The organism is Pseudomonas nicosulfuronedens (assembly GCF_005877905.1).
Classification (GTDB): Bacteria; Pseudomonadota; Gammaproteobacteria; order Pseudomonadales; family Pseudomonadaceae; genus Pseudomonas; species Pseudomonas nicosulfuronedens.
Map to the genome: position 1 here is coordinate 19,296 of NZ_SWDV01000036.1, position 22,465 is coordinate 41,760.

A 22,465-nucleotide genomic window follows, 5' to 3' on the forward strand; every position below is an offset into this window, starting at 1 on the left:
GTCCCCTCTCCCGCGTGCGGGAGAGGGTCAGGGTGAGGGGCTCCTGATTTCGTAAGAGCGGGCGCTCAGCCCAGCTGCTTGCGCATGTACACCCGGCGGAAGCCGTTCTCGAGCTTGCGCGCGTATTCCTGGTAGCCGTTCTTCGCGTACAGCTCGATGTTCTCGGTCATGCGCTCGTTGGTGTAGAGGTACAGCGACGAGTAGCCTTGCTGCGTGGCCGTTGCCTCGGCGTGGATCAGCAGCTCGCGGCCGATGCCTTGCCCGGCGCACTCGGGCAGCACGGCGATGTTGTCGAGCAGGAAGCCCTCGTCGGTCTCGCGCATCACCAGCAGGCCGACCGGCGCGCCGTCCTGCTCGGCGATCAGCACGCGGTCCTCGGCGATCACGGCGTGGTAGTCGTCGAGCATCGGCCCCGGCTTGCGGCCCAGCTTGGGAATCCACTGGGCGTAGGCCGCCGCCACGCAGACCGCGGCGAATCCGGCGTCGTCGTTGACGGCGGGGCGCAGGGTGATCGGCATGGCAGGCTCCAGAAAAAACGAATACGGGGCCTGGCAGCTTGCCACCCGATACCGTCATGCGCCAGTGACAGGTCGTCTCACGATGAGGCCATGGTTCGCGAACAAGCTCGCTCCTGCAAGAAGCGTACGGGCCCGAACTGTAGGAGCGAGCTTGCTCGCGAACCCGCCGACAGGTGGGCCTAGATGGCTACCAGCCCGCGCACACCGTCGCTTTCCATGTCCGCGCCACGGCCCTGCTGGACGATCTCGCCGCGGGACATCACCAGGTACTGGTCGGCCAGTTCGGCGGCGAAATCGTAGAACTGCTCCACCAGCAAGATGGCCATGTCGCCGCGCTCGGCGAGCTTGCGGATCACCGCGCCGATCTCCTTGATCACCGAGGGCTGGATGCCTTCGGTGGGCTCGTCGAGGATCAGCAGGCGCGGCTTGCTGGCCAGCGCGCGGCCGATGGCGAGTTGTTGCTGCTGGCCGCCGGAGAGGTCGCCGCCGCGGCGCTGCTTCATCTCCCTGAGCACCGGGAACAGCTCGTAGATGAACTCGGGCACTGCCTTGGCTTCGCCAGCGCTGAACCGCGACAGCCCCATCAGCAGGTTTTCCTCCACCGTCAGGCGGGTGAAGATTTCCCGCCCCTGGGGTACGTAGGCGATGCCGGCGTGCACGCGCTGATGCGGCTTGAAACCGGTAATCGGTTTGCCCTCCCAGCTGACCATGCCTTCCTTGGCCGGCACCAGGCCCATCAGGCAGCGTAGCAGGGTGGTCTTGCCCACGCCGTTGCGTCCGAGCAGGCAGGTGACCTCGCCGATCTTCGCGTCGAACGACAGGCCACGCAGGATGTGGCTGCCGCCGTAGTACTGGTGCAGTTTGTCGACTTGCAGCATGTCTTTTGTCCTTGATGATTCCCGAACATCTGGTGTGCATCGAGAGCTGTTGGGTATCGCTGCGCTCCACGCCAACCTCCGACGTGCCTCCCGGCGGACTGCGTTCGTAGGATGGGTGGAGCGCAGCGATACCCATGCTGTGGTGAGAGTCAGCGCCCCAGGTAAACTTCGATCACCTGCTCGTTCGCCTGCACTTCCTCCAGTGAGCCCTCGGCCAGTACATGCCCCTGGTGCAACACGCTGACGTGGTCGGCGATGCTGCCGACAAAGCCCATGTCGTGCTCCACCACCATCAGCGAATGCTGGCCGGCGAGGGACTTGAACAGCTCGGCGGTGAACTCGGTCTCGGCGTCGGTCATGCCCGCCACCGGCTCGTCCAGCAGCAGGAGTTGCGGCTCCTGTACCAGCAGCATGCCGATCTCCAGGAACTGCTTCTGCCCGTGGGACAGCAATCCGGCGGGGCGATGGCGCGACTCGCGCAGGCGAATGGTGGTGAGCACGTCCTCGATGCGGTCCTTCTGCTCGCCGGAGAGCCTGGCCTTGAGGCTTGCCCACACCGACTTGTCGGTCCTCTGTGCCAGCTCCAGGTTCTCGAACACCGAGAGCGCCTCGAACACCGTGGGCTTCTGGAACTTGCGGCCGATGCCGGCCTGGGCGATCTCCACCTCGCTCATGCGGGTGAGGTCGAGGGTTTCGCCGAAGAAGGCCTTGCCGTTGTCCGGACGGGTCTTGCCGGTGATCACGTCCATCAGCGTGGTCTTGCCCGCGCCGTTGGGGCCGATGATGCAACGCAGCTCGCCCACGCCTATGTAGAGCGTAAGGTTACGCAGCGCTTTGAAGCCATCGAAGCTAACGTTGATGTCTTCCAGGGTGAGGATGGTGCCGTGGCGCAGGTCCAGCTGGCCGCTGGCGCTGGAACCGATGCCGATGGCGTCACGACTGGCGCCCGACGGGTCATAGGCCGGTTCCAGCATCAGGTGGGGGACCGCTCTCATTGCTCTTTCTCCCGCTTGATCAGGCCGAGGATGCCGCGCGGCAGGTACAGGGTGACGACGATGAACAGCGCGCCGAGGAAGAACAGCCAGTACTCGGGGAAGGCCACGGTGAACCAGCTCTTCGCACCATTCACCACGCCTGCGCCCAGCAGCGGACCGATCAGCGTGCCGCGCCCGCCGAGGGCGACCCAGACGGCGGCCTCGATGGAGTTGGTCGGCGACATCTCGCTGGGGTTGATGATCCCCACCAGCGGCACGAACAGCGCGCCGGCAAGACCGCAGAGCACTGCGCTCAGGGTCCAGACGAAGAGCTTGTAGCCGCGCGGGTCATAGCCGCAGAACATCAGGCGGTTCTCGGCGTCGCGCAGGGCAGTGAGTACCCGGCCGAACTTGCTGCGCGCCAGGGCGAAGCCGATGGCCAGGCTCGCCGCCAGCAGCACGACGATGGCGAGGAACAGCGCCACCCGTGTGCCCGGTGCGGTGATCGAGAATCCGAGGATGCTGCGGAAGTTGGTGAAGCCGTTGTTGCCGCCAAAGCCGGTCTCGTTGCGGAAGAACAGCAGCATGCCGGCGAAGGTCAGCGCCTGGGTCATGATCGAGAAGTACACGCCCTTGATCCGCGAGCGGAAGGCGAAGAAACCGAACACCAGGGCCAGCAGGCCGGGCGCCAGCACGACGAGGCACAGCGCCCAGAGGAAGTGCTGGGTTCCGGCCCAATACCACGGCAGCTCGGTCCAGGAGAGGAACGTCATGAACGCTGGCAACTGGTCGCCCGCCGCTTCGCGCATCAGGTACATGCCCATGGCGTAGCCGCCCAGGGCGAAGAACAGCCCGTGGCCCAGCGACAGCAGGCCGGCATAGCCCCAGACGAGGTCCAGCGCCAGCGCGACGATGGCGTAGCAGAGGATCTTGCCGGTCAGCGTCAGCCCGTAGGCGGACAGGTACAGTGCGCTGCTCTCGGGCAACAGGTGCAGCAGCGGCAGGACCAGCAGCGCGACGAGTGTGACCCCAACCAGGCCGGCGGTGAGTTTCGGGCCGGCCTTCTGCGCGGCCGTCACGGTGAGTGGCTGGTTCATGGGGAAACCTTCCTTTGCGGCGCGGGCGAACCCTGTAGGAGCGAGCTTGCTCGCGAATCCGCCCAGCACCTGAGCTGCCGGGGAATCCGTTCGCGAGCAAGCTCGCTCCTACGAAGAGCAATCAGTTCGGGCATTGGTGTGTTCATCAGTCGATGACCCTCCCTTTCAGAGCGAAGAGCCCCTGCGGACGTTTCTGGATGAACAGGATGATCAGCGCGAGGATCAGGATCTTGCCCAGCACCGCGCCGATCTGCGGTTCGAGGATCTTGTTCGCCACGCCCAGGCCGAAGGCGGCGAACACGCTGCCGGCGAGCTGGCCGACACCGCCGAGCACCACCACCAGGAACGAGTCGATGATGTAGCTCTGGCCCAGGTCGGGGCCGACGTTGCCGACCTGCGACAGCGCCACGCCGCCCAGGCCGGCAATGCCCGAGCCCAGGCCGAAGGCGAGCATGTCCACGCGGCCGGTGGGCACCCCGCAGCAGGCGGCCATGTTGCGGTTCTGTGTGACGGCGCGGACGTTCAGGCCCAGCCGCGTGCGGTTGAGCAACAGCCAGGTGAGCGCCAGCACGAACAGCGCAAAGCCGATGATGATGATGCGGTTCCACGGCAGTACGAGGTTGGGCAGCACCTGGATGCCGCCGGACAGCCAGGCCGGGTTGGCGACCTCGACGTTCTGCGCGCCGAACAGTACGCGCACCAGCTGGATCAGCACCAGGCTGATACCCCAGGTGGCGAGCAGGGTTTCCAGCGGGCGGCCATAGAGGTGGCGGATCACCGTGCGCTCCAGCGCCATGCCGATGCACGCGGTGACCAGGAAGGCCACTGGCAGGGCCAGCAGCGGATACAGCTCCAGCACGCCCGGCGCATAGCGCTGGCAGAGCAACTGCACCACGTAGGTGGAGTAGGCGCCGAGCATCAGCATCTCGCCGTGGGCCATGTTGATCACCCCGAGCAGGCCGTAAGTGATCGCCAGGCCCAGGGCGGCGAGCAGCAGGATTGAGCCCAGCGACAGGCCGCTGAAGGCCTGGCCGAACAGGTCCCCCATCAGCAGCCGGCGCTTCACCTGGCCGAGGCTGGTGGCGGCAGCGGTACGCACCGAATCATCGGGTTCGGCAGCGGGGTCGAGGAGATTTTCCAGGCGGGTGCGTGCCTGCGGGTCACCGGATTCGCCCAGCAGGCGCACGGCGGAGAGGCGCACCGCCGGAGCCGGGTCGGCCAACTGCAGGTTGGCCAGGGCCAGTTGCAGGGCGGCTTTGACGCCGTCGTCGGATTCTTCGTTGAGACGGTATTCGAGCAACGTGCGCTGCGCAGGACGGGCACTCTTCTGCAACTGGCGCGCGGCTTCCAGGCGTACTTCGGCGCTGTCGGCGACTAGCTGGTGACTGGCCATCGCGGTGTTCACCAGGCCGCGCAGGCGATTGTTCAGGCGTAGCTTGTCGGGCTCGCCGACCGGTGCGGCGCCTCCGTCGGCGGGGTGGTACTGGCCAGCGTCACCGAGGAGGAAGGCGCGGCCCTGCGCATCGATGGCGAGGCGGCCGGACTGGATGGCTTCCAGGAGAGGAAGGCGGTCGGCGTCGGGCGCGGCGGCCCATTGTTCGAGCAGTTTGGCGCGGGCGTCGTTGTCGGCGCTGGCGAAGTCCTGCGCGGGGCCGGCGAAGGCGGGCAGCGCATAGAGTGCGGCCAGCATGAGCGCGCAGACGTGGAGCAGGCGGTGGAGAAAGGCAGTGGGCATGCGTGTGTTCCCTGAGAGGCGGGTGTGGGCTGCTGCACCCTCTTCCTAACCCTGGCTGCGCGCCCCACTCCGAAGGGAAAGGGGACCGTACGGTGCAGGGTGAAACCGAGGTCTCAGCCGGCAGGGACAGCTCCCTCTCCCTTCAGGGAGAGGGCGGGGGAGAGGGACTCTAGGCCCGCTCCGGATCAGTTGCTACGCACCGCATAATCCGGCTTCTTGTCGTTGCCCGGAATGAACGGGCTCCACGGCTGGGCGCGGATCGGTTCGGGGGTCTTCCAGACCACGTTGAACTGACCGTTGTCCTCGATCTCGCCGATCATCACCGGCTTGTGCAGGTGGTGGTTGGTCTTGTCCATGGTCAGGGTGAAGCCCGACGGCGCCTTGAAGGTCTGGCCGCCCATGGCCTCGCGAACCTTGTCGACGTCGGTGCTGCCGGCCTTCTGCGCGGCCTGTGCCCACATGTGGATGCCGACGTACGTGGCTTCCATCGGGTCGTTGGTCACCGCGGTGCTGTAGTTGGGCAGGTTCTTGGCTTTGGCGTAGGCCTTCCAGTCGGCGACGAACTGGGTGTTTTCAGGGTTCTTTACCGACTCGAAGTAGTTCCATGCGGCGAGGTTGCCCACCAGCGGCTTGGTGTCGATACCGCGCAGCTCTTCCTCGCCCACAGAGAAGGCCACCACTGGCACGTCGGTGGCTTCCAGGCCCTGGTTGGCCAGTTCCTTGTAGAAGGGCACGTTGGAGTCGCCGTTGACGGTGGAGATCACCGCGGTCTTGCCGCCAGCGGAGAACTTCTTGATGTCGGCGACGATGGTTTGATAGTCGCTGTGGCCGAACGGCGTGTAGACCTCCTGGATATCCTTGTCGGCCACGCCCTTGCTGTGCAGGAAGGCGCGCAGGATCTTGTTCGTGGTGCGCGGGTAGACGTAGTCGGTGCCCAGCAGGAAGAAGCGCTTGGCGGCGCCACCGTCCTCGCTCATCAGGTACTCCACCGCCGGGATTGCCTGCTGGTTTGGTGCGGCGCCGGTGTAGAAGACGTTGGGCGACATTTCCTCACCCTCGTACTGCACCGGGTAGAACAGCAGGCCGTTGAGTTCCTCGAACACCGGCAGCACGGACTTGCGCGACACGCTGGTCCAGCAGCCGAAGACCACTGCCACCTTGTCCTGGGTCAGCAGCTGGCGCGCCTTCTCGGCAAACAGCGGCCAGTTGGAGGCCGGATCGACCACCACCGCCTCGAGCTTCTTGCCGTTCACGCCGCCCTTGGCGTTGATCTCGTCGATGGTCATCAGCGCCATGTCCTTGAGCGAGGTCTCGGAGATCGCCATGGTGCCGGACAGCGAATGCAGGATGCCGACCTTGATGGTCTCGGCAGCCTGGGTGCTGAACGGGAACAGGCCGGTGAGCAGCAGGGCACTCACGGCCAGCGTACTTTTCAACAGCGGACGACGTTTCATCGCGGCAGCCTCCTTGGCTATCCAGGGGCGGGGAGCTGCCGGCGCGGCAGCTTCCCCGGAAATGGGGCGATCCTTGAGCGGGATCGAGGCTGCCATCGCAGCATCCGTGCCAAACAGGCAAAAGCCTCGGCGCAGATGGGTCGGACGAGATTTTCTGTCGAAATGGTGAGGTTTTTCAGTGCGCAGCTTTGGTGCGCCGAGCACCCCTTGGTGCGTGGTGCTCCCCAAAGGGGAGCGTCACTGCGGGAGGAAGTAGCCGCGCACGCCGGTCATGATGATCTGCGCAGCAAGGGCGCACACGAACAGGCCCATCAGGCGGCTGACGATCATCAGGCCCTGTTCGCCGAGAATCTTCTCGATCTTGTCGGAGAGGTAAAGCGTGATGCCCACCGTCAGGCACGCGAGGAAGATCGCGGCCAGCGCGAGGAGCTTGTGTTCCCAGTCCTGGTTCACGCCCATCACCAGCAGCGCACCGATGGTGCCGGGGCCAACGGTGATGGGGATGGTCAGCGGGACGATGGTGACGTCCTGTTGCACGTTGTCCGCCTGCACCGCCGAGCGGCCCTGGGCCATGCCCAGCGCGGAGATGAACAGTACGCTGCCCGCGCCGATACGGAAGGCGTCAGCGGTGATGCCGAACAGGGTGAAGATGTAGCGCCCGAACAGGTACAGCAGCACGCTGGCGATCAGCGCCGCCAGGGCCACGCGCCAGGCCATGTGCTTGCGGTCGCGGGGAGCGAAGCCGCGGTTGAGGCTGATGAAGCAGGACAGCACGAAGAACGGGCTGTAGAGCACCAGCATCTTCAGGTACACGCTGAACATCACTTGCATGGGAACGACTCGTCCGGATTGAGTGGGCGCGGCTGGGCAAAGCATAGCGGGTGGGACGAGGAGCGGCATTGCGGCGGGGCAACTCAAGCACGCGGCGCTTGATTCGTGGGTAGGAGCGGACCTTGTCCGCGATCGATTTCGCATCGCGTCGGAGGCCAGTCGCGGACAAAGTCCGCTCCTGCGCCGAGGGATATGACGTGCGGAAGGGCGGTATCAGGAAGGCAGTGCGTCGCTCTGCTGCTGGCGCAGGCGGCGATCACGCTCGCCTACCCAGTACGCCACCAGCTCGCGCAGTTGCGACAACTCCACCGGCTTGGCCATGTGGCCGTCCATGCCGACCAGCCGTGCGCGCTCCTTGTGCTCGCTGAGGATGTGCGCGGTGAGCGCCACCACCGGGGTGTGCGGGCGGTGTTCGCTGGCTTCCCAGGCGCGCAGGCGTTCGGTGGCGGAGAAGCCGTCGAGCACCGGCATCTCGCAGTCCATCAGTACCAGGTCGTACTGGGTAGCCTTCATCGCGGCCAGGGCTTCCTCGCCGTTGCTGGCGGTATCGGGCTGCAGGTTGAGCTTGCTCAGCATGCCGCGGATGACCTTGGTGGAGATGCTGTTGTCCTCGGCGACCAGGATGCGGAAGTCGCTGGGCGGTACGTTCGACGCCGGCTCGCTCGCCGGTGCGAGGTAGTTGCTCACTCCGCTCGGTCCGCGCTGCGACAACTCTTCGGCCAGGGTCGCCTTGAGCGTATAGCCCGCCACCGGCTTGGCGAGGATGCGCTTGATGCCAGCGTTGCGCGCAATGATCTTGCTTGGCGCATTGCTGATGCCGGTGAGCATGATCAGCAGGATGTCGTGGTTGAGGTTCGGGTCTTCCTGGATCTTGGTTGCCAGCTGCATGCCGGTCATGCCGGGCATATCCTGATCCAGCAGGACCACATCGAAGTACTCGCGCAGATGCGCCTTGGTGCGCAGCTGGGCCAGTGCTTCCTTGCCCGAAGACACCGCGCTGACGTTCATGCCCCAGGCGCTGCACTGTTGCACCACTACCTTGCGGCAGGTCTGGTTGTCGTCCACCACCAGCAGGCGTGCGCCCTGCAACGGGCCGTCGAGGTCGGCGCCGGCCTGGTCGATCTGCTGCGGGTCGAGCGGCAGGCTGAGCCACAGCAGGTTGCCGGCACCTTCGGCGCCGTGGCCGCTCTCATTGCCGCCCTCTATTCCAAAATCGCCGTTCATCAGGCGGATCAGCTGGCGCGCGATGATCAGGCCCAGGCGACTGCTCATGCGGGTGGCGGAGAGGAAGTCGCGGCTGTGCACTTCGGCGGTGAGCAGGGCCTGGCGGTCAGCGCTATCCAGCGGTCGGCCGCTGTCCTGCACGGCGATGCGCAAGCGCGGACGTTCGGCCGGGCCGTCGAGGGCGACGACGAGGAGGATCTCGCCTTCGTCGGTCTGCTTGAAAGCGTTGTCCAGCAGGCTCAACACGGCCTGGCGCAGGCGCGTCGGGTCGCCGCTGACGATGCGCGGCACCTGTGGTTGGGTGAAGCTGATCAGCTCGACCTTCTGCTGCTCGGCCTTGGCGCGGAAGATCGCCAGGCAGTCCTCGATCAGCGCGCCGAGGTCGAACTGCACCTCGTCCAACTCGATCTGCCCGGACTCCAGCTTGGAGATGTCGAGAATCTCGTTGATCAGCGACAGCAGCTCATTGCCTGCGCTATGAATGGTCTGCACGTAGTCGCGCTGCTTGGCCGATAGCGGGGTGCCGAGCAGCAGCTCGGTCATGCCCAGCACACCGTTCATGGGGGTGCGGATCTCGTGGCTGATCTTGGCCAGGAAGTCACCCTTGGCCTTCAGCTCGGCGACATTGGCCGCGCGTTGGCGGCTGGCGGCGAAGTGGTCGTTCTGGATCTTCCGCTGGCGTTCGGCGAGCGCCAGGCTGAGCAGGAAGCCGACCACCGCCGAGAGACCGAGCAGGCCGCTGCCCAGCCATTCCGTGCGAGTCGCCACATAGCCCAGCAGCGATGGCAGGCACAGGCACCAGACCACCGCGAAGAGGCCCATGCCGATGGCGAACAGGCGGGCCGGTCGGTAGGCGTGTATCCAGTAGTAGACCGCCACGCCCAGCATGCCCAGGGTCACCAGGGTAATCAGCCCGTAGACCAGGCTGCTGATGGACAGGCCGAGCATCAGGTTGAGCGCGACGCCCAGCACGACCAGCGCGGCAGTACCGCCCAGCAGCAGGCGCTTGAGGGGCAGGCGCGGGTTGAGGTCACGAAAGAAGCTGGCGGTGTAGCCCAGTGCGCAGAACAGCGTCACCACCAGGCAGGCCAGGGCGGCCATCGGTTGCAGCGACTGGCTGTTGCCATACCAGGGGCTGAGCAGGCCGAACAGGTTGAGGCAGGCCAGCAGCAGGCTGGCGTGTACGCCGGCCAGCCACAGGCCACTGGCGACGCGGGTGTAGGCGAAGCGCACGAGGTTGTAGATCAGCAGCATGGCCAGGCAGCCGATCAGCACGCCGAAATGCAGCGGGCGCTGGTCGTTGCTCGGCTGGCCGGCGGCCTCGATGCTGATGTTCGGCCGCAGCGGCATCGTCGAGGCGAGGCGCAGGTAGAGGTCCAGCGGCTCGGCTGCAGTGCGCAGGGGAATCACCAGGTCGCTGTTGAGCAGCGGGCGCTGCACCGGGGAGAGGTTGCCGGCGCTCTTCTGCTCGAGGACTTTCTGCCCGTCGAGGATGAACATCTCGAAGCTGTCCAGGCTCGGCGCGAACAGGCGCAGTTGCTGGGGCTCGTCGTTGGCGGGAAGGCGGAAGTGCAGCCAGGTCGCGCCGGGGCCGGCGGGGGCGTGCAGATCGTTGATGTCGAGGGGGCTGAAGAGGGTGCGGTAGCGCGGGGAGATCACGTCCTGCAGTTGCAGGCGGGCGTCACTGTCGTGGAGCTGGGACCAGCCGGGATCCTGGCTTGCCGCGTAGGTCGGAAGACAGACCAGAGCGGCCAGCAGCAAGCTGACGAGGAGTCCTGTGGCAGTCCAGAGCCGACGCACGGCGAAGTCCCTTCGGTAGTGAGTGGGCGGATTATAGCCAAGTGTGCTGAAGGCCGTAATCCACCCGTGCACGCCGGGACCGCCGGGAGGAAGGCGTCCGACGAGGAACGCCTCCGCCCGTCGGATCAGCCCTCGCCGCGCTCGCGGGCGATGGCGCGATAGCCGATGTCCTTGCGGTAGAAGCTGCCGTTCCAGCGGACCTTCTCGGCCAGCCGGTAAGCCTGTTCCTGGGCCGAGGAGACGGTCGGGCCGATGGCGGTGGCGCACAGTACGCGGCCGCCGGCGGTGACGATCTGGCCGTCCTTGAGCGCGGTGCCGGCGTGGAAGACCTTGCCGTCGAGTTGAGCGGCATCGTCCAGGCCTTCGATGACGTCACCCTTGGCGTAGTTGCCCGGGTAGCCGCCTGCGGCGATCACCACGCCCACGGTGGGACGCGGGTCCCAGGTGGCTTCGACCTTGTCCAGCGCCTTGGCCAGGGCGGCCTCGACCAGCAGGACCAGCGACGATTCCAGGCGGACCATGATCGGCTGGGTTTCCGGATCGCCGAAGCGGCAGTTGAACTCGATGACCTTGGGCTTGCCGCTCTTGTCGATCATCAGGCCGGCGTAGAGGAAACCGGTATAGACGTTGCCTTCCTCGGCCATGCCGCGCACGGTCGGGTAGATCACCTCGTCCATCACGCGCTGGTGCACGTCCGGGGTGACGACCGGAGCGGGGGAGTACGCGCCCATGCCGCCGGTGTTCGGGCCGCTGTCGCCGTCGCCGACGCGCTTGTGGTCCTGGCTGGTGGCCATGGGCAGCACGTTCTGGCCGTCGACCATGACGATGAAGCTGGCTTCCTCGCCGTCGAGGAATTCTTCGATCACCACGCGCGAACCCGCGTCACCGAAGGCGTTGCCGGCGAGCATGTCGCGCACGGCTTCCTCGGCTTCGGCCAGGGTCATGGCGACGATCACACCCTTGCCTGCGGCCAGACCGTCGGCCTTGATCACGATGGGCGCGCCTTTCTCCTTCAGGTAGGCCAGCGCCGGCTCGACTTCGGTGAAGTTCTGGTAGTCGGCGGTGGGGATCTGGTGGCGCGCGAGGAAGTCCTTGGTGAAGGCCTTGGAGCCTTCCAGCTGGGCTGCGCCGGCGGTGGGGCCGAAGATGTCCAGGCCACGGCTGCGGAACAGGTCGACCACGCCTTTGACCAGCGGAGCCTCGGGGCCGACGATGGTCAGCTGCACGTTCTTCGCGGCGAAATCGGCCAGCTCTTCCAGGGCCAGTACGTCGATGGCGACGTTCTCGCACTTGGCTTCGGTGGCGGTACCGGCGTTGCCCGGCGCGACGAAGACCTTCTGTACGCGCGAATCCTGCGCGACCTTCCAGGCCAGCGCGTGCTCGCGACCGCCGCTGCCGATGATGAGTACGTTCATTGGAGTTCTCCTGAACAGTTCCGGCAGTGCCGGATCGTTGGGTATCGCTTCGCTCCACCCAACCTACGAAAGCTTCACGACCGAATCGCGCTTTTAATCAATCGATCTCAAGGGGCGCGATGAAGCGGGTAGATGCAAGGCGCCCGAGCGTTCACCAAGCGGAGTTGCCTTCTGGCAATGAGCATTGGGGAACGTTCGGGCAACGCAGCAGGTGCCTGCTTCAGCGCGTCCGATCCACCTTAGTGGCGGAAGTGGCGCATACCGGTGAACACCATGGCAATGCCGGCTTCGTCGGCAGCGGCGATCACTTCGTTATCGCGCATCGATCCACCCGGCTGGATCACGGCGGTGATACCGGCCTTGGCCGCATTGTCGATGCCATCGCGGAACGGGAAGAAGGCGTCGGAAGCCATGACCGCACCCTTCACTTCCAGACCAGCATGCTCGGCCTTGATGGCGGCGATGCGGGCGGAGTTCACGCGGCTCATCTGGCCGGCGCCGACGCCGACGGTCTGGCGCGCCTTGGCGTAGACGATGGCGTTGGACTTGACGAACTTGGCGACTTTCCAGGCGAAGATCAGGTCGTGGATTTCCTGCTCGCTCGGGGCGCGCTGGGTGACGATCTTCAGGTCATCGGCGGTGATCATGCCGATGTCGCGGCTCTGTACCAGCAGGCCGCCGTTGACGCGCTTGAAGTCCCAGCCCGGCGCACGCTCGGCCGGCCACTCGCCGCACTCCAGCAGGCGCACGTTGGCCTTGGCAGCGACCACGGCACGGGCGGCTTCGGAGATTTTCGGCGCGATGATGACTTCGACGAACTGGCGCTCGACGATGGCCTGGGCGGTGTCGCCATCCAGCTCGCGGTTGAAGGCGATGATGCCGCCGAAGGCTGACTCGGTGTCGGTGGCGTAGGCCAGGTCGTAGGCCTTGCGGATGCCGCCTTCATTTTCCGGAACCACGGCCACGCCGCACGGGTTGGCGTGCTTGACGATGACGCAGGCCGGCTTGACGAAGCTCTTCACGCACTCCAGCGCAGCGTCGGTGTCGGCCACGTTGTTGAACGACAGTTCCTTGCCCTGCAGCTGGATGGCGGTGGAGACGCTGGCTTCGCCCTTCTTCGCCTCGACGTAGAAGGCCGCGCTCTGGTGCGGGTTCTCGCCGTAGCGCATTTCCTGCGCCTTGATGAACTGGCTGTTGAAGGTGCGCGGGAAGGCGCCGCGATCTTCGGTGGACAGGGTGTCGCGCGCCTGGTCGATGGTGCCCAGGTAGTTGGCGATCATGCCGTCGTAGGCCGAGGTGTGCTCGAAGGCCTTCAGGGCCAGGTCGAAGCGCTGGGCGTAGGTCAGGCCGCCGGCTTTCAGGCCAGCCACGATACCGGCGTAGTCAGCGGCGTTGACCACGATGGCGACGTCCTTGTGGTTCTTCGCGGCGGAACGAACCATGGTCGGGCCGCCGATGTCGATGTTCTCGATGGCGGTCGGCAGGTCGCAGTCGGCCTTGGCCACGGTCGCTTCGAACGGGTACAGGTTGACCGCCACCAGGTCGATCGGCTTGATGCCGTGCTGCTCCATCACCGCGCCGTCGAGGTCGCGACGGCCGAGGATGCCACCGTGGATCTTCGGGTGCAGGGTCTTCACGCGGCCGTCCATCATTTCCGGGAAGCCGGTGTAGTCGGCCACTTCCACGGCGGCGATGGCGTTGTCCTTGAGCAGCTTGTAGGTGCCGCCGGTGGAGAGGATCTCCACGCCGAGGGCAGCCAGCTCACGGGCGAAATCGACGACGCCGGTCTTGTCGGAAACGCTGATCAGCGCACGGCGGACGGGCAGGCGGGTGGTTTGGTCGGTCATAACGGCTTCCACAAAGGCTTCGGGCTTTTCGCGTGTCAGGCGTGGGCCCGGCTGACCTTGTGGTCGCGGGCCCGCGCCTGCCACCTGTCAGAGAAGATCGTACTGCTTGAGTTTCTTGCGCAGGGTCCCGCGGTTCAGCCCCAGCAGTTCGGAGGCTTTGGTCTGGTTACCCTTCACGTGGTTCATGACGGTTTCCAGCAGCGGCGCTTCGACTTCGCAAAGCACCATGTTGTACACGTCCGTGACCGGCTGCCCTTCGAGATGGGCGAAATAGTTGTGCAGCGCCTTTTCCACGCTGTCGCGGAGGGTCTGGCCCTCCTGCGTCGGAGTGGTCAGGTGCTGTTTAAGGTTGGCGTTGTCGCTCACGGGTGTCATTCCACTCACTAATGTCTCGGTCATCGTTGTCATGCGGCCACCCCTTCTCCGTTATTGTGGCGCTCGGCGAAGAACTGCCTGACGCTGGCGCTCTGTGCATCCGTGTCCTGCAAACGATTGAACTGGGAACGGAACTCCGCCGCTCCCGGTAGGGTTGCGAGGTACCAGCCCACATGCTTGCGGGCAATTCGCACACCCATTTCCTCCCCATAAAACGCATGCAATGCAGCGAGGTGCTCGAGCAGGATGCTCTGTACCTCGTGCAGACTCGGCGCCGGCAACAGCTCGCCGGTGCTCAGGTAATGATCGATCTCGCGGAAGATCCAGGGGTTCCCCTGTGCGGCGCGGCCGATCAGCAGGGCATCCACGCCCGTCTGCTCGAACACCTGCCGTGCCTTGCGCGGTGAATCGATATCACCATTGGCGAAGACCGGAATCGAAACCGCCTGCTTGATCGCCGCGATGGTTTCGTACTCCGCTTCGCCGGTGTAGAGGTCGGCACGGGTCCTGCCGTGTACCGCCAGCGCCTGGATGCCCGACTGCTCGGCGATCCGCGCCACCGTCACACCGTTCTTGTTCGACCGGTCCCAACCGGTACGAATCTTCAGGGTGACGGGAACCTCTACAGCCGCGACCACCGCCTCGAGGATGTCGGCCACCAGCCGTTCATCCTTCATCAGCGCGGAACCCGCGGCCTTGTTGCAAACCTTCTTCGCCGGACAGCCCATGTTGATGTCGATGATCTGGGCGCCGAGCTCCACGTTGCACCGTGCGGCTTCCGCGAGCATCTGCGGGTCGCCGCCGGCGATCTGCACCGAGCGCGGTTGATCCTCATGGTCGTGCTGCAGACGCAGGCGCGACTTGCGGCTGTTCCACAGGCGGACATCACTGGTGACCATCTCGGAGACCACCATGCCGGCGCCGAGACGGCGGCACAGCTGGCGGAACGGACGATCGGTGACGCCGGCCATCGGGGCCAGGATCAGTCTGTTGGGCAGTGTGTAGGAGCCGATGCGTACCACCGACTGGTTTTCCATGGTCAATGGGGCGGGAACACCGAGGCGCCGCGCGCTGTACAACTCGCGGATGCGTTTCGGGGCCTGCCACCGGTGCTAGCAAAAAAGGGAGGGCATGATACCCGCTCTCGATGACCGGATAAAGGCGATTTTGGATAAATTCTGAACAGCTTCGGGCTTAGCACCCAAGGTAGGAAGACGAGCGGAACTGGCGCGCTCAGGCGCTTTGAGCTACCCGCCGGCTCATTCCGGCGAGTGGAAGCTCAGGCTGTAGTTCACCGCTTTCGGGCCCGGATCAAGGATGTCCAGGGAGATATGGATCGGCGTCTGCGGCGGCATCTCGCTTTGTCCGGCCAGCTCGCCCGAGAGGTATTCGCTGGGTTTGAAGCGGCGGCTGGCGATCAGCTGGCCGTTCAGGTCGGCGAAGCGCATTTCCAGCAGCGGGAAGGGCTGGGAGAAGTTGGCGCGGTTGTAGATGATCGCGTCCACCACCAGCGCACCGCTGAAGTCCGGGTGGCTGCGCACCACCAGGTTGCTGCTGCGGATCTGCTCCACGTCGACCTTGGAGGGCAGGATGCAGCCCAGCTCCGGGCAGGCCTGGGCGAACCAGGGGCGATACTGGTCCTGGCGGGCCAGTTCGTCGAAGTGATAGGCGATGTACTGCCCGGCGAGACCGGCCAGGGCCAGCAGCACCAGCAGCAGCCAGAACAGGCGACGGCCCCAGCGGCTCTTGGGCTTCTGCCAGTCGAGTTGCAGGGGTTCGTCGCTCAGGTCATGCAGGCCAGCATCGTGCAGGCCGGGTTCGGCACGGCGGTTGTCGCCGCGCTGGTCGGCCAGCGGCGGCTCTTCGTCCTCATCGTCCTCGGCGTCAGGCTCGTCGTCATCGCGGCGAGCGCTGAAGGCGGGAAGTCTCTCGTCGTCGCTCTCTGCCCGAAGGGGGGGCGGATCGATGCGGGGCTCGTGCTCCGGCTCTTCCTCGGGTTGCTCCGGCTCGGATTCCTTGTCGGCCACCAGACGTGCGCTGGCGGGCGGCTCTTCCGGCTCGTCGGCGGGCAACTGGCCGAGGCTGGGTTCCTGGCGGGATACGCGGCTGGTGCCTTTCTGTTCCTCTTCGATCAAGGCTTCGGCCCAGCGCTCGTCGTGCGGGTCGCGCTTCTCTTCCTGGCGGGTCTGCAGGGCTTCGCTGGGGCGCGGCGCGCGTTCGATGCTGAGGAATTCCTGGGACAGTTCGAACTCGTCGAGCTTGGCCAGCTCCTCGTCGAGGTTGAGGCTGTCCAGGTCGAGATCGTCGTGGATCCACAGCGTCTCGTCTTTTTTCCCGTTTGCCGGGGCAGGCGCGGGCCTGGCCGGCTCGCTGGTCACGGTTGCCGCCGGGGCGATCACCGTGGCCGCGGCGATCGCAGGAGTGGTTTCGACCACCGGTGCCGGTTTCGCTTCCGCCTTCGGCTCGGCGCCGTCGGGCTTTTCCGCTACATCGCTGGAATGCCGCGCGGCATGGGGAGCCAGCGGCCAGCCGAGGGTGGCGGTGCCGGGGGCGCTGGGTGCGGCGGGCTTCTCAGGAGCGAAGGAGCTGAAGGCCGGCGCGGGAGCCGGCGCTGCCGCGATGGGCTCCGGGGCTTTCGGCGGCACCGATGGTGCGGCCGGCTTCGGAGCAGGGATCGATTCAAGGGTGTCGACGGACGGTGTTGCCGTAACAGTCTGCGCCGGAACCTGTGTCGGCTCGCCGACCATGTTCTGTGGCGCGCTGAAGACTTTCAGGCAGGTTCCGCAGCGCACAGCACCGCTGGCCGCGCCCAGTTGCGCCGAGTTGACGCGGAAACGGGTCTGGCAATGGGGGCACTGTGTGATGAAGCTGTCGCTCATGCGGCGGTCCGGCGGAAAAATCTGGCGGTTAGTCTAACTCAAGCCCCGTACGGCGGGCACTCAGCGGCGGCGGCCGCTGATGCGGATCCAGCCATCGCGCTCGGCGGTCGGGTCGAGGTCGAAGGCGTCTGCATAGGCGGCGCGCACTTCCTCGGCCTGCTCGGCGAGGATGCCCGAGAGGGCCAGCAGGCCACCGGATTTCACCAGTCCGGTGAGCTGTTCTGCCAATGTGACCAGCGGGCCGGCCAGAATGTTCGCCACCAGGACGTCCGCGGGTTGCTTCGGCAGATCAGCGGGCAGGTAGACGGGGAATTTCGCCGGGTCGATGCCGTTGCGCGAGGCGTTGTCGCGGGAGGCTTCCAGCGCCTGCGGGTCGATGTCGGTACCGACCGCCTGTTCGGCGCCCAGCAGCAGCGCGGCGATGGCAAGGATGCCCGAGCCGCAGCCGAAATCCAGTACCTGCTGGCCGGCCAGCTCCTGGCCGTCGAGCCATTCCAGGCACAGCGCGGTGGTCGGGTGGGTGCCGGTGCCGAAGGCCAGGCCCGGGTCGAGCAGCAGGTTCACCGCGTCCGGCTCCGGGGCGTCGTGCCAGCTGGGGACGATCCACAGGCGGCGGCCGAAGCGCATCGGCTTGAAGTTGTCCATCCAGCTGCGTTCCCAGTCCTGGTCCTCGATGCGCTCGATCTGGTGCTCCGGCAGTGCGCCGCCGGTGAGCAGGGACAGGTGGGCGATGAGCGCCGTCTCGTCGGTGTCGGCCTCGAACAGCGCGAGCAGGTGGGTGTGGCTCCACAGCGGGGTGGTGCCCAGGTCCGGCTCGAAGATCGGCTGGTCTTCGGCGTCCATGAAGGTCACGGAGACAGCGCCGACTTCCAGCAATGCATCTTCATAGGTTTCCGCCTGATCCGGGGTGATGGCGAGTCGGACTTGAAGCCAGGGCATGGGCGGTACCTCGATCGTGCTGGGATGGCACTGGAAAAGACAACGGACCGCCTGGGCGGCCCGCAGATAAAGGCGGCAAGCTTACTGCACGGCACCCTGCCATGCCAGCGTGCGGGCTTCGCAAAGCACAAGGGCCGCCCGGAGGCAGCCCTTGTGATGGAGCGAAGTGGCGTCGGACTCAGTGCTTGTCCATGCCCAGCTTCTTCTCCAGGTAGTGGATGTTCACGCCACCCTTGCAGAACTCCTTGTCGCGGACCAGCTCCTTGTGCAGCTCGGTGTTGGTCTTGATGCCATCGACGATCAGTTCGTCCAGCGCGTTACGCATGCGCGCCATGGCTTCATCGCGGTCCTTGCCGTAGGTGATGATCTTGCCCACCAGCGAGTCGTAGTTCGGCGGTACGGCGTAGCCGCTGTACAGGTGCGAGTCCACGCGCACGCCGTTGCCGCCCGGTGCGTGGAAGTGCTTCACCTTGCCGGGGCTGGGCATGAAGGTCTTCGGGTCTTCGGCGTTGATCCGGCATTCCAGCGCATGGCCACGGATGACCACGTCCTCCTGCTTGAACGACAGCTTGTTGCCCGAGGCGATGCTGAGCATCTCCTTGACGATGTCGATACCGGTGACCATCTCCGACACCGGATGCTCCACCTGGACGCGGGTGTTCATCTCGATGAAGTAGAAGCGGCCGTTCTCGTAGAGGAACTCGAAAGTGCCGGCGCCACGGTAGCCGATTTCCACGCAGGCCTGGACGCAGCGGGCCAGCACTTCGGCGCGGGCCTTCTCGTCGATGCCCGGGGCTGGGGCTTCTTCCAGTACCTTCTGGTGACGACGCTGCAGGGAGCAGTCGCGGTCGCCCAGGTGGATGGCGTTGCCCTGTCCGTCGGAGAGCACCTGGACTTCCACGTGACGCGGGTTGGTCAGGAACTTCTCCAGGTAGACCATCGAGTTGCCGAAGGCCGCGCCCGCTTCGGTGCGGGTCAGCTTGGCGGACTTGATCAGGTCTTCCTCGCGGTGCACCACGCGCATGCCGCGACCACCACCGCCACCGGCGGCCTTGATGATCACCGGGTAGCCTACCTCGCGGGCGATGGCCAGCGCGGTTTCTTCGTCCTCGGGCAACGGGCCGTCGGAGCCCGGTACGGTCGGTACGCCGGCTTTCTTCATGGCGTCCTTGGCGGACACCTTGTCACCCATCAGGCGGATGACGTCGGCGCTGGGGCCGATGAAGGTGAAGCCCGAGCGCTCGACCTGCTCGGCGAAGTCGGCGTTCTCGGCGAGGAAGCCGTAGCCGGGGTGGATGCCCACGGCGCCGGTGACCTCGGCCGCAGCGATGATTGCCGGGATGTGCAGGTAGGACTGCGCAGCCGGGGCCGGACCGATGCAGACCGCTTCGTCGGCCAGCGACAGGTGCATCAGCTCGCGGTCGGCGGTCGAGTGCACGGCCACCGTCTTGATGCCCAGCTCCTTGCACGCGCGCAGGATGCGCAGCGCGATTTCGCCGCGGTTGGCGATCAGTACTTTTTCCAACATCGCAGGTTCCCCGCGGTTTAAACGATGGTGAACAGGGGCTGGTCGAACTCGACCGGCTGGCCGTTCTCCACGAGGATCTGACCGATCACGCCGCTGGTCTCGGCCTCGATGTGGTTCATCATCTTCATGGCTTCGACGATGCAGAGGATGTCGCCTTTCTTCACGCTCTGGCCGACTTCGACGAAGTTGGCGGAGGTCGGCGAGGCCGCGCGGTAGAAGGTGCCGACCATCGGCGAGCGCACGGCGCCAGCGAGGTTCTGGGCAGCCGGGGCTGCTTCGGCTGCCGGGGCAGCAGCGGCAGCGGCAGCGACCGGAGCGGCGGCCGGGGCCGGGGCGTAGGCCGGGGCGGCAGCGTAGATCGGCTGGGCGGCGGTCTTGCTGTGACGGCTGATGCGTACGGACTCTTCGCCCTCTTTGATCTCCAGTTCGTCGATACCGGATTCTTCGAGCAGTTCGATCAGTTTCTTGACTTTACGGATGTCCATCAGTGTTCGCTCTCCCAGGTGAGGTCACGGGCGTTCAAGTTGTTCGAGGGCGGATTCCAGGGCCAGGCGGTAGCCTGTGGCTCCCAGACCGCAGATCACCCCTACCGCCACGTCGGAAAAGTAGGAGTGATGCCGGAAAGGTTCACGTTTGTGCACGTTGGAGAGGTGCACTTCGATGAATGGGATGCTCACTGCGAGCAATGCGTCACGTAGAGCGACACTTGTATGCGTGAAAGCGGCCGGATTGATGACGATGTAGTCCACGCCTTCGTTGCGCGCGGCGTGGATCCGGTCGATCAGTTCGTACTCGGCGTTGCTCTGCAGGTGCATCAGGTGGTGGCCGGCCTCACGGGCGCGGCGCTCCAGGTCCTGGTTGATCTGCTCGAGGGTGACGGAGCCGTACTTGTCGGGCTCGCGGGTACCCAGCAGGTTGAGGTTGGGCCCGTGCAGTACCAGTAAGGTCGCCATCTGGATGCTGTAGTCCTTGTTATTGGCGGGAAAAGAGTGGGCGGGACTATGCCGGAAAGCTGGCGTGACTGTCCAGTCATGCGGGTTTTGCCGTAGATGTCAGCATGTTGCCAGCCGATTACGGCAAAACCATTGCAATCAAACGGTGATCAGGAGCGCGTTCCAGCCTGTTTCAGGCGGTCAGCGAGGGTGGCGGCATCGGTCTCGCCGATGATGCGCAGGTCCGACCATTCGTCGCCTTTGGGCGAGAAGAACAGCAGCGCCGGCGGGCCGAACAGGTTGTAGCGGTCGAGCAGGGCGCGCTGTTCCTCGGTGCTGGCGGTCATGTCGAAGCGCAGCAGGACGAAGCCGGGCAGTTGCGACTGGACTTCCGGCGCCGGCAACACCTGGCGCTCGATGATCTTGCAGCTGATACACCAGTCGGCGTACCAGTCCAGCAGCACCGGGCGACCGGCGGCCTGGGCGCTGGCCAGCGCGGCGTTGAGCTGCGCCGGGGTGGTGATGTTCTGCCAGTCGCCAGGCGTGGAGCTGGGCGGGCCGGCATGGATGCGTTGACCGCTGCGGCCCAGCGGGTGCAGCGGGTCGGATTCGCCTTGCAGGGCGCCGGTCCAGGCGGCCACGGCGTAGACCAGCAGCATCAGGCCGATCAGTTGGCCGCCGCGTTGCAGCGGTTTCTTCGGCCCCAGCTCGAGGGTGCCGATGGCCAGGGCGATGCCGCCGGCCAGGGTGCCCCAGAGGGTCAGCGCCACCGGACCGGAGACCAGCCGCTCAAGCATCCAGATCGCTACCGCCAGCAGCATCACGCCGAAGACGTTGCGCACGCCGTTCATCCAGGCGCCGCTCTTGGGCAACAGCGCTCCGCCGCCGACGGCGAAGATCACCAGCGGCGTGCCCATGCCCAGGCCCAGGGAGAACAGCAGCAGGCCGCCGCCCACTGCGTCGCCGGTGCTGCTGATATACAGCAGCAGGCCGGCCAGCGGGGCGGTGACGCAGGGCGATACCAGCAGGCTGGAGAGCACGCCCAGGGTCGCCGCGCCGGCGATGGAGCCGCCACGGGTGTTGTTCGCCATGTTGTCCAGGCGCTCGCGCAGGAAGCCCGGCAAGCGCATCTCGAACACGCCGAACATGGCGATGGCGAAGACCACGAAGAAGGCCGCGAAGGGGATCAGCACCCAGGGCGACTGCAGCATCGCCTGAAGGTTGAGCTTGGCACCGAACAGGCCCATCAGCGTGCCGAGCACCGCGTAGCAGGCGGCCATCGGCAGTACGTAGGCCAACGACAGTGCCAGGCCGCGCATGCCGCCCGGACGGCCGCGCAGGACCACGCCGGAGAGGATCGGCAGCATCGGCAGCACACAGGGGGTGAAGGTCAGCGCCAGACCCAGCAGGAAGAAGATCACCAGGGCGCGGCCGAGCTTCTTGATCTTGCCCGGCTCGTGGTCGCCCAGCAGGCTGGCCAGCGGGTTGCTCGAAGCAGCGGCGGAGTTGGCGGCAGAGGAGGGGGCGGGGCCTGTCACCACACTGGCAGCCTGGCCGTCGGCGATCTGCAGGCGGGTGGTTTCCGGTGCATAGCACAGTCCCTTGTCGGCGCAGCCCTGGTAGCTGACGACAAGGGTGAAGGGCTTGTGCTGCGGATTGATCAGCGGCACGTCGATGTCGGTGATGGCGTAGTAGACCACCGTGTCGCCGAAGTAGTCGTCGTGGTGCTGTTTGCCTGGCGGCAGCTTCACTTCGCCGACGCTCACGCCGCTGTCGGCGGGCTCGACCTTGAAGCTGAAGCGATGCTGGTAGAGGTAGTAGCCGTCGGCGTTGATGAAACGCAGCTTCACCTGCTGGCTGTCACTGTCCTCGACGCTGACGCGGAAGGCTTCGGCCACGGGCAGGAAGTCGCCCTTGGCCGGTTGCCCGACGGCGAAGCTGCCCTTGTCGGCGGGTTTGTCGAACAGGCCGGCGGACACAGGCAGGGCGACCAGGAGCAGGAGCAGGGTGAGCAGGCGGCGCATGGACATCTCGCGGAC

The 22,465-nt window shown here is 65.8% G+C and carries 18 protein-coding genes; all 18 read right to left on the bottom strand.

All coding sequences use genetic code 11. The annotated features are described in order from the left end of the window. Window positions 1–65: 65 nt before the first annotated feature. Window positions 66–518 carry a GNAT family N-acetyltransferase gene (locus tag FAS41_RS23445; RefSeq protein WP_138525796.1) on the bottom strand — a complete coding sequence of 151 codons (453 nt, stop codon included), beginning with the start codon at window positions 516–518 and terminating at the stop codon, window positions 66–68. A gap of 179 nt (window positions 519–697) precedes the next feature. Then, window positions 698–1,396 (bottom strand): urea ABC transporter ATP-binding subunit UrtE, encoded by a 699-nt coding sequence (urtE, locus tag FAS41_RS23450; protein ID WP_138525797.1) that lies wholly within the window; start codon window positions 1,394–1,396, stop codon window positions 698–700. 149 nt (window positions 1,397–1,545) lie between these two features. After that, window positions 1,546–2,391, bottom strand: coding sequence for an urea ABC transporter ATP-binding protein UrtD (gene urtD / locus FAS41_RS23455; protein WP_138525798.1), 846 nt, complete (start codon window positions 2,389–2,391; stop codon window positions 1,546–1,548). After that, window positions 2,388–3,467: an urea ABC transporter permease subunit UrtC gene (gene urtC, locus FAS41_RS23460; protein ID WP_138525799.1), complete on the bottom strand. Its 1,080-nt coding sequence runs from the start codon at window positions 3,465–3,467 to the stop codon at window positions 2,388–2,390. The genes urtD and urtC overlap by 4 nt, the downstream gene beginning before the upstream one ends. 145 nt (window positions 3,468–3,612) lie before the next feature. Next, entirely contained in the window at window positions 3,613–5,202 is a 1,590-nt protein-coding gene (urtB, locus tag FAS41_RS23465) for an urea ABC transporter permease subunit UrtB (protein ID WP_138525800.1), read from the bottom strand. A gap of 185 nt (window positions 5,203–5,387) precedes the next feature. Further along, complete coding sequence (gene urtA, locus FAS41_RS23470) at window positions 5,388–6,656, bottom strand: urea ABC transporter substrate-binding protein (RefSeq protein ID WP_138525801.1); 1,269 nt, start codon at window positions 6,654–6,656, stop codon at window positions 5,388–5,390. Between the two features lie 237 nt (window positions 6,657–6,893). Beyond that, window positions 6,894–7,487, bottom strand: coding sequence for a MarC family protein (locus FAS41_RS23475; RefSeq protein ID WP_138525802.1), 594 nt, complete (start codon window positions 7,485–7,487; stop codon window positions 6,894–6,896). 213 nt (window positions 7,488–7,700) lie between these two features. Next, the gene (locus FAS41_RS23480) at window positions 7,701–10,511 is read right to left on the bottom strand and encodes a hybrid sensor histidine kinase/response regulator (protein ID WP_138525803.1); all 2,811 of its coding nucleotides are present in this window, start codon (window positions 10,509–10,511) and stop codon (window positions 7,701–7,703) included. 125 nt (window positions 10,512–10,636) lie between these two features. Next, window positions 10,637–11,926: a phosphoribosylamine--glycine ligase gene (gene purD, locus FAS41_RS23485; RefSeq protein ID WP_138525804.1), complete on the bottom strand. Its 1,290-nt coding sequence runs from the start codon at window positions 11,924–11,926 to the stop codon at window positions 10,637–10,639. Between the two features lie 239 nt (window positions 11,927–12,165). Then, the gene (gene purH / locus FAS41_RS23490) at window positions 12,166–13,773 is read right to left on the bottom strand and encodes a bifunctional phosphoribosylaminoimidazolecarboxamide formyltransferase/IMP cyclohydrolase (RefSeq protein ID WP_138525805.1); all 1,608 of its coding nucleotides are present in this window, start codon (window positions 13,771–13,773) and stop codon (window positions 12,166–12,168) included. Window positions 13,774–13,860: 87 nt separating this feature from the next. Beyond that, on the bottom strand, window positions 13,861–14,181 hold the full coding sequence (gene fis / locus FAS41_RS23495; protein WP_024766365.1) for a DNA-binding transcriptional regulator Fis: 321 nt from the start codon (window positions 14,179–14,181) through the stop codon (window positions 13,861–13,863). Continuing rightward, a complete protein-coding gene (gene dusB, locus FAS41_RS23500; protein WP_081515606.1) occupies window positions 14,178–15,185 on the bottom strand; it encodes a tRNA dihydrouridine synthase DusB in 1,008 nt (335 codons plus the stop codon). Before dusB ends, fis begins: the two co-directional genes overlap by 4 nt. Before the next feature lie 222 nt (window positions 15,186–15,407). After that, window positions 15,408–17,027, bottom strand: coding sequence for a DUF3426 domain-containing protein (locus tag FAS41_RS23505; RefSeq protein ID WP_138525806.1), 1,620 nt, complete (start codon window positions 17,025–17,027; stop codon window positions 15,408–15,410). A 60-nt stretch (window positions 17,028–17,087) separates the two neighbouring features. Then, window positions 17,088–17,966: a 50S ribosomal protein L11 methyltransferase gene (gene prmA, locus FAS41_RS23510; RefSeq protein WP_138525807.1), complete on the bottom strand. Its 879-nt coding sequence runs from the start codon at window positions 17,964–17,966 to the stop codon at window positions 17,088–17,090. Window positions 17,967–18,144: 178 nt separating this feature from the next. Next, a complete protein-coding gene (accC, locus tag FAS41_RS23515) occupies window positions 18,145–19,494 on the bottom strand; it encodes an acetyl-CoA carboxylase biotin carboxylase subunit (RefSeq protein ID WP_138525808.1) in 1,350 nt (449 codons plus the stop codon). 17 nt (window positions 19,495–19,511) lie between these two features. Then, a complete protein-coding gene (gene accB / locus FAS41_RS23520) occupies window positions 19,512–19,979 on the bottom strand; it encodes an acetyl-CoA carboxylase biotin carboxyl carrier protein (protein WP_017518189.1) in 468 nt (155 codons plus the stop codon). Window positions 19,980–20,003: 24 nt separating this feature from the next. After that, window positions 20,004–20,447: a type II 3-dehydroquinate dehydratase gene (aroQ, locus tag FAS41_RS23525; RefSeq protein WP_138525809.1), complete on the bottom strand. Its 444-nt coding sequence runs from the start codon at window positions 20,445–20,447 to the stop codon at window positions 20,004–20,006. A 149-nt stretch (window positions 20,448–20,596) separates the two neighbouring features. Then, window positions 20,597–22,450: a protein-disulfide reductase DsbD gene (locus tag FAS41_RS23530; protein WP_138525810.1), complete on the bottom strand. Its 1,854-nt coding sequence runs from the start codon at window positions 22,448–22,450 to the stop codon at window positions 20,597–20,599. Between the last annotated feature and the right edge of the window lie 15 nt (window positions 22,451–22,465).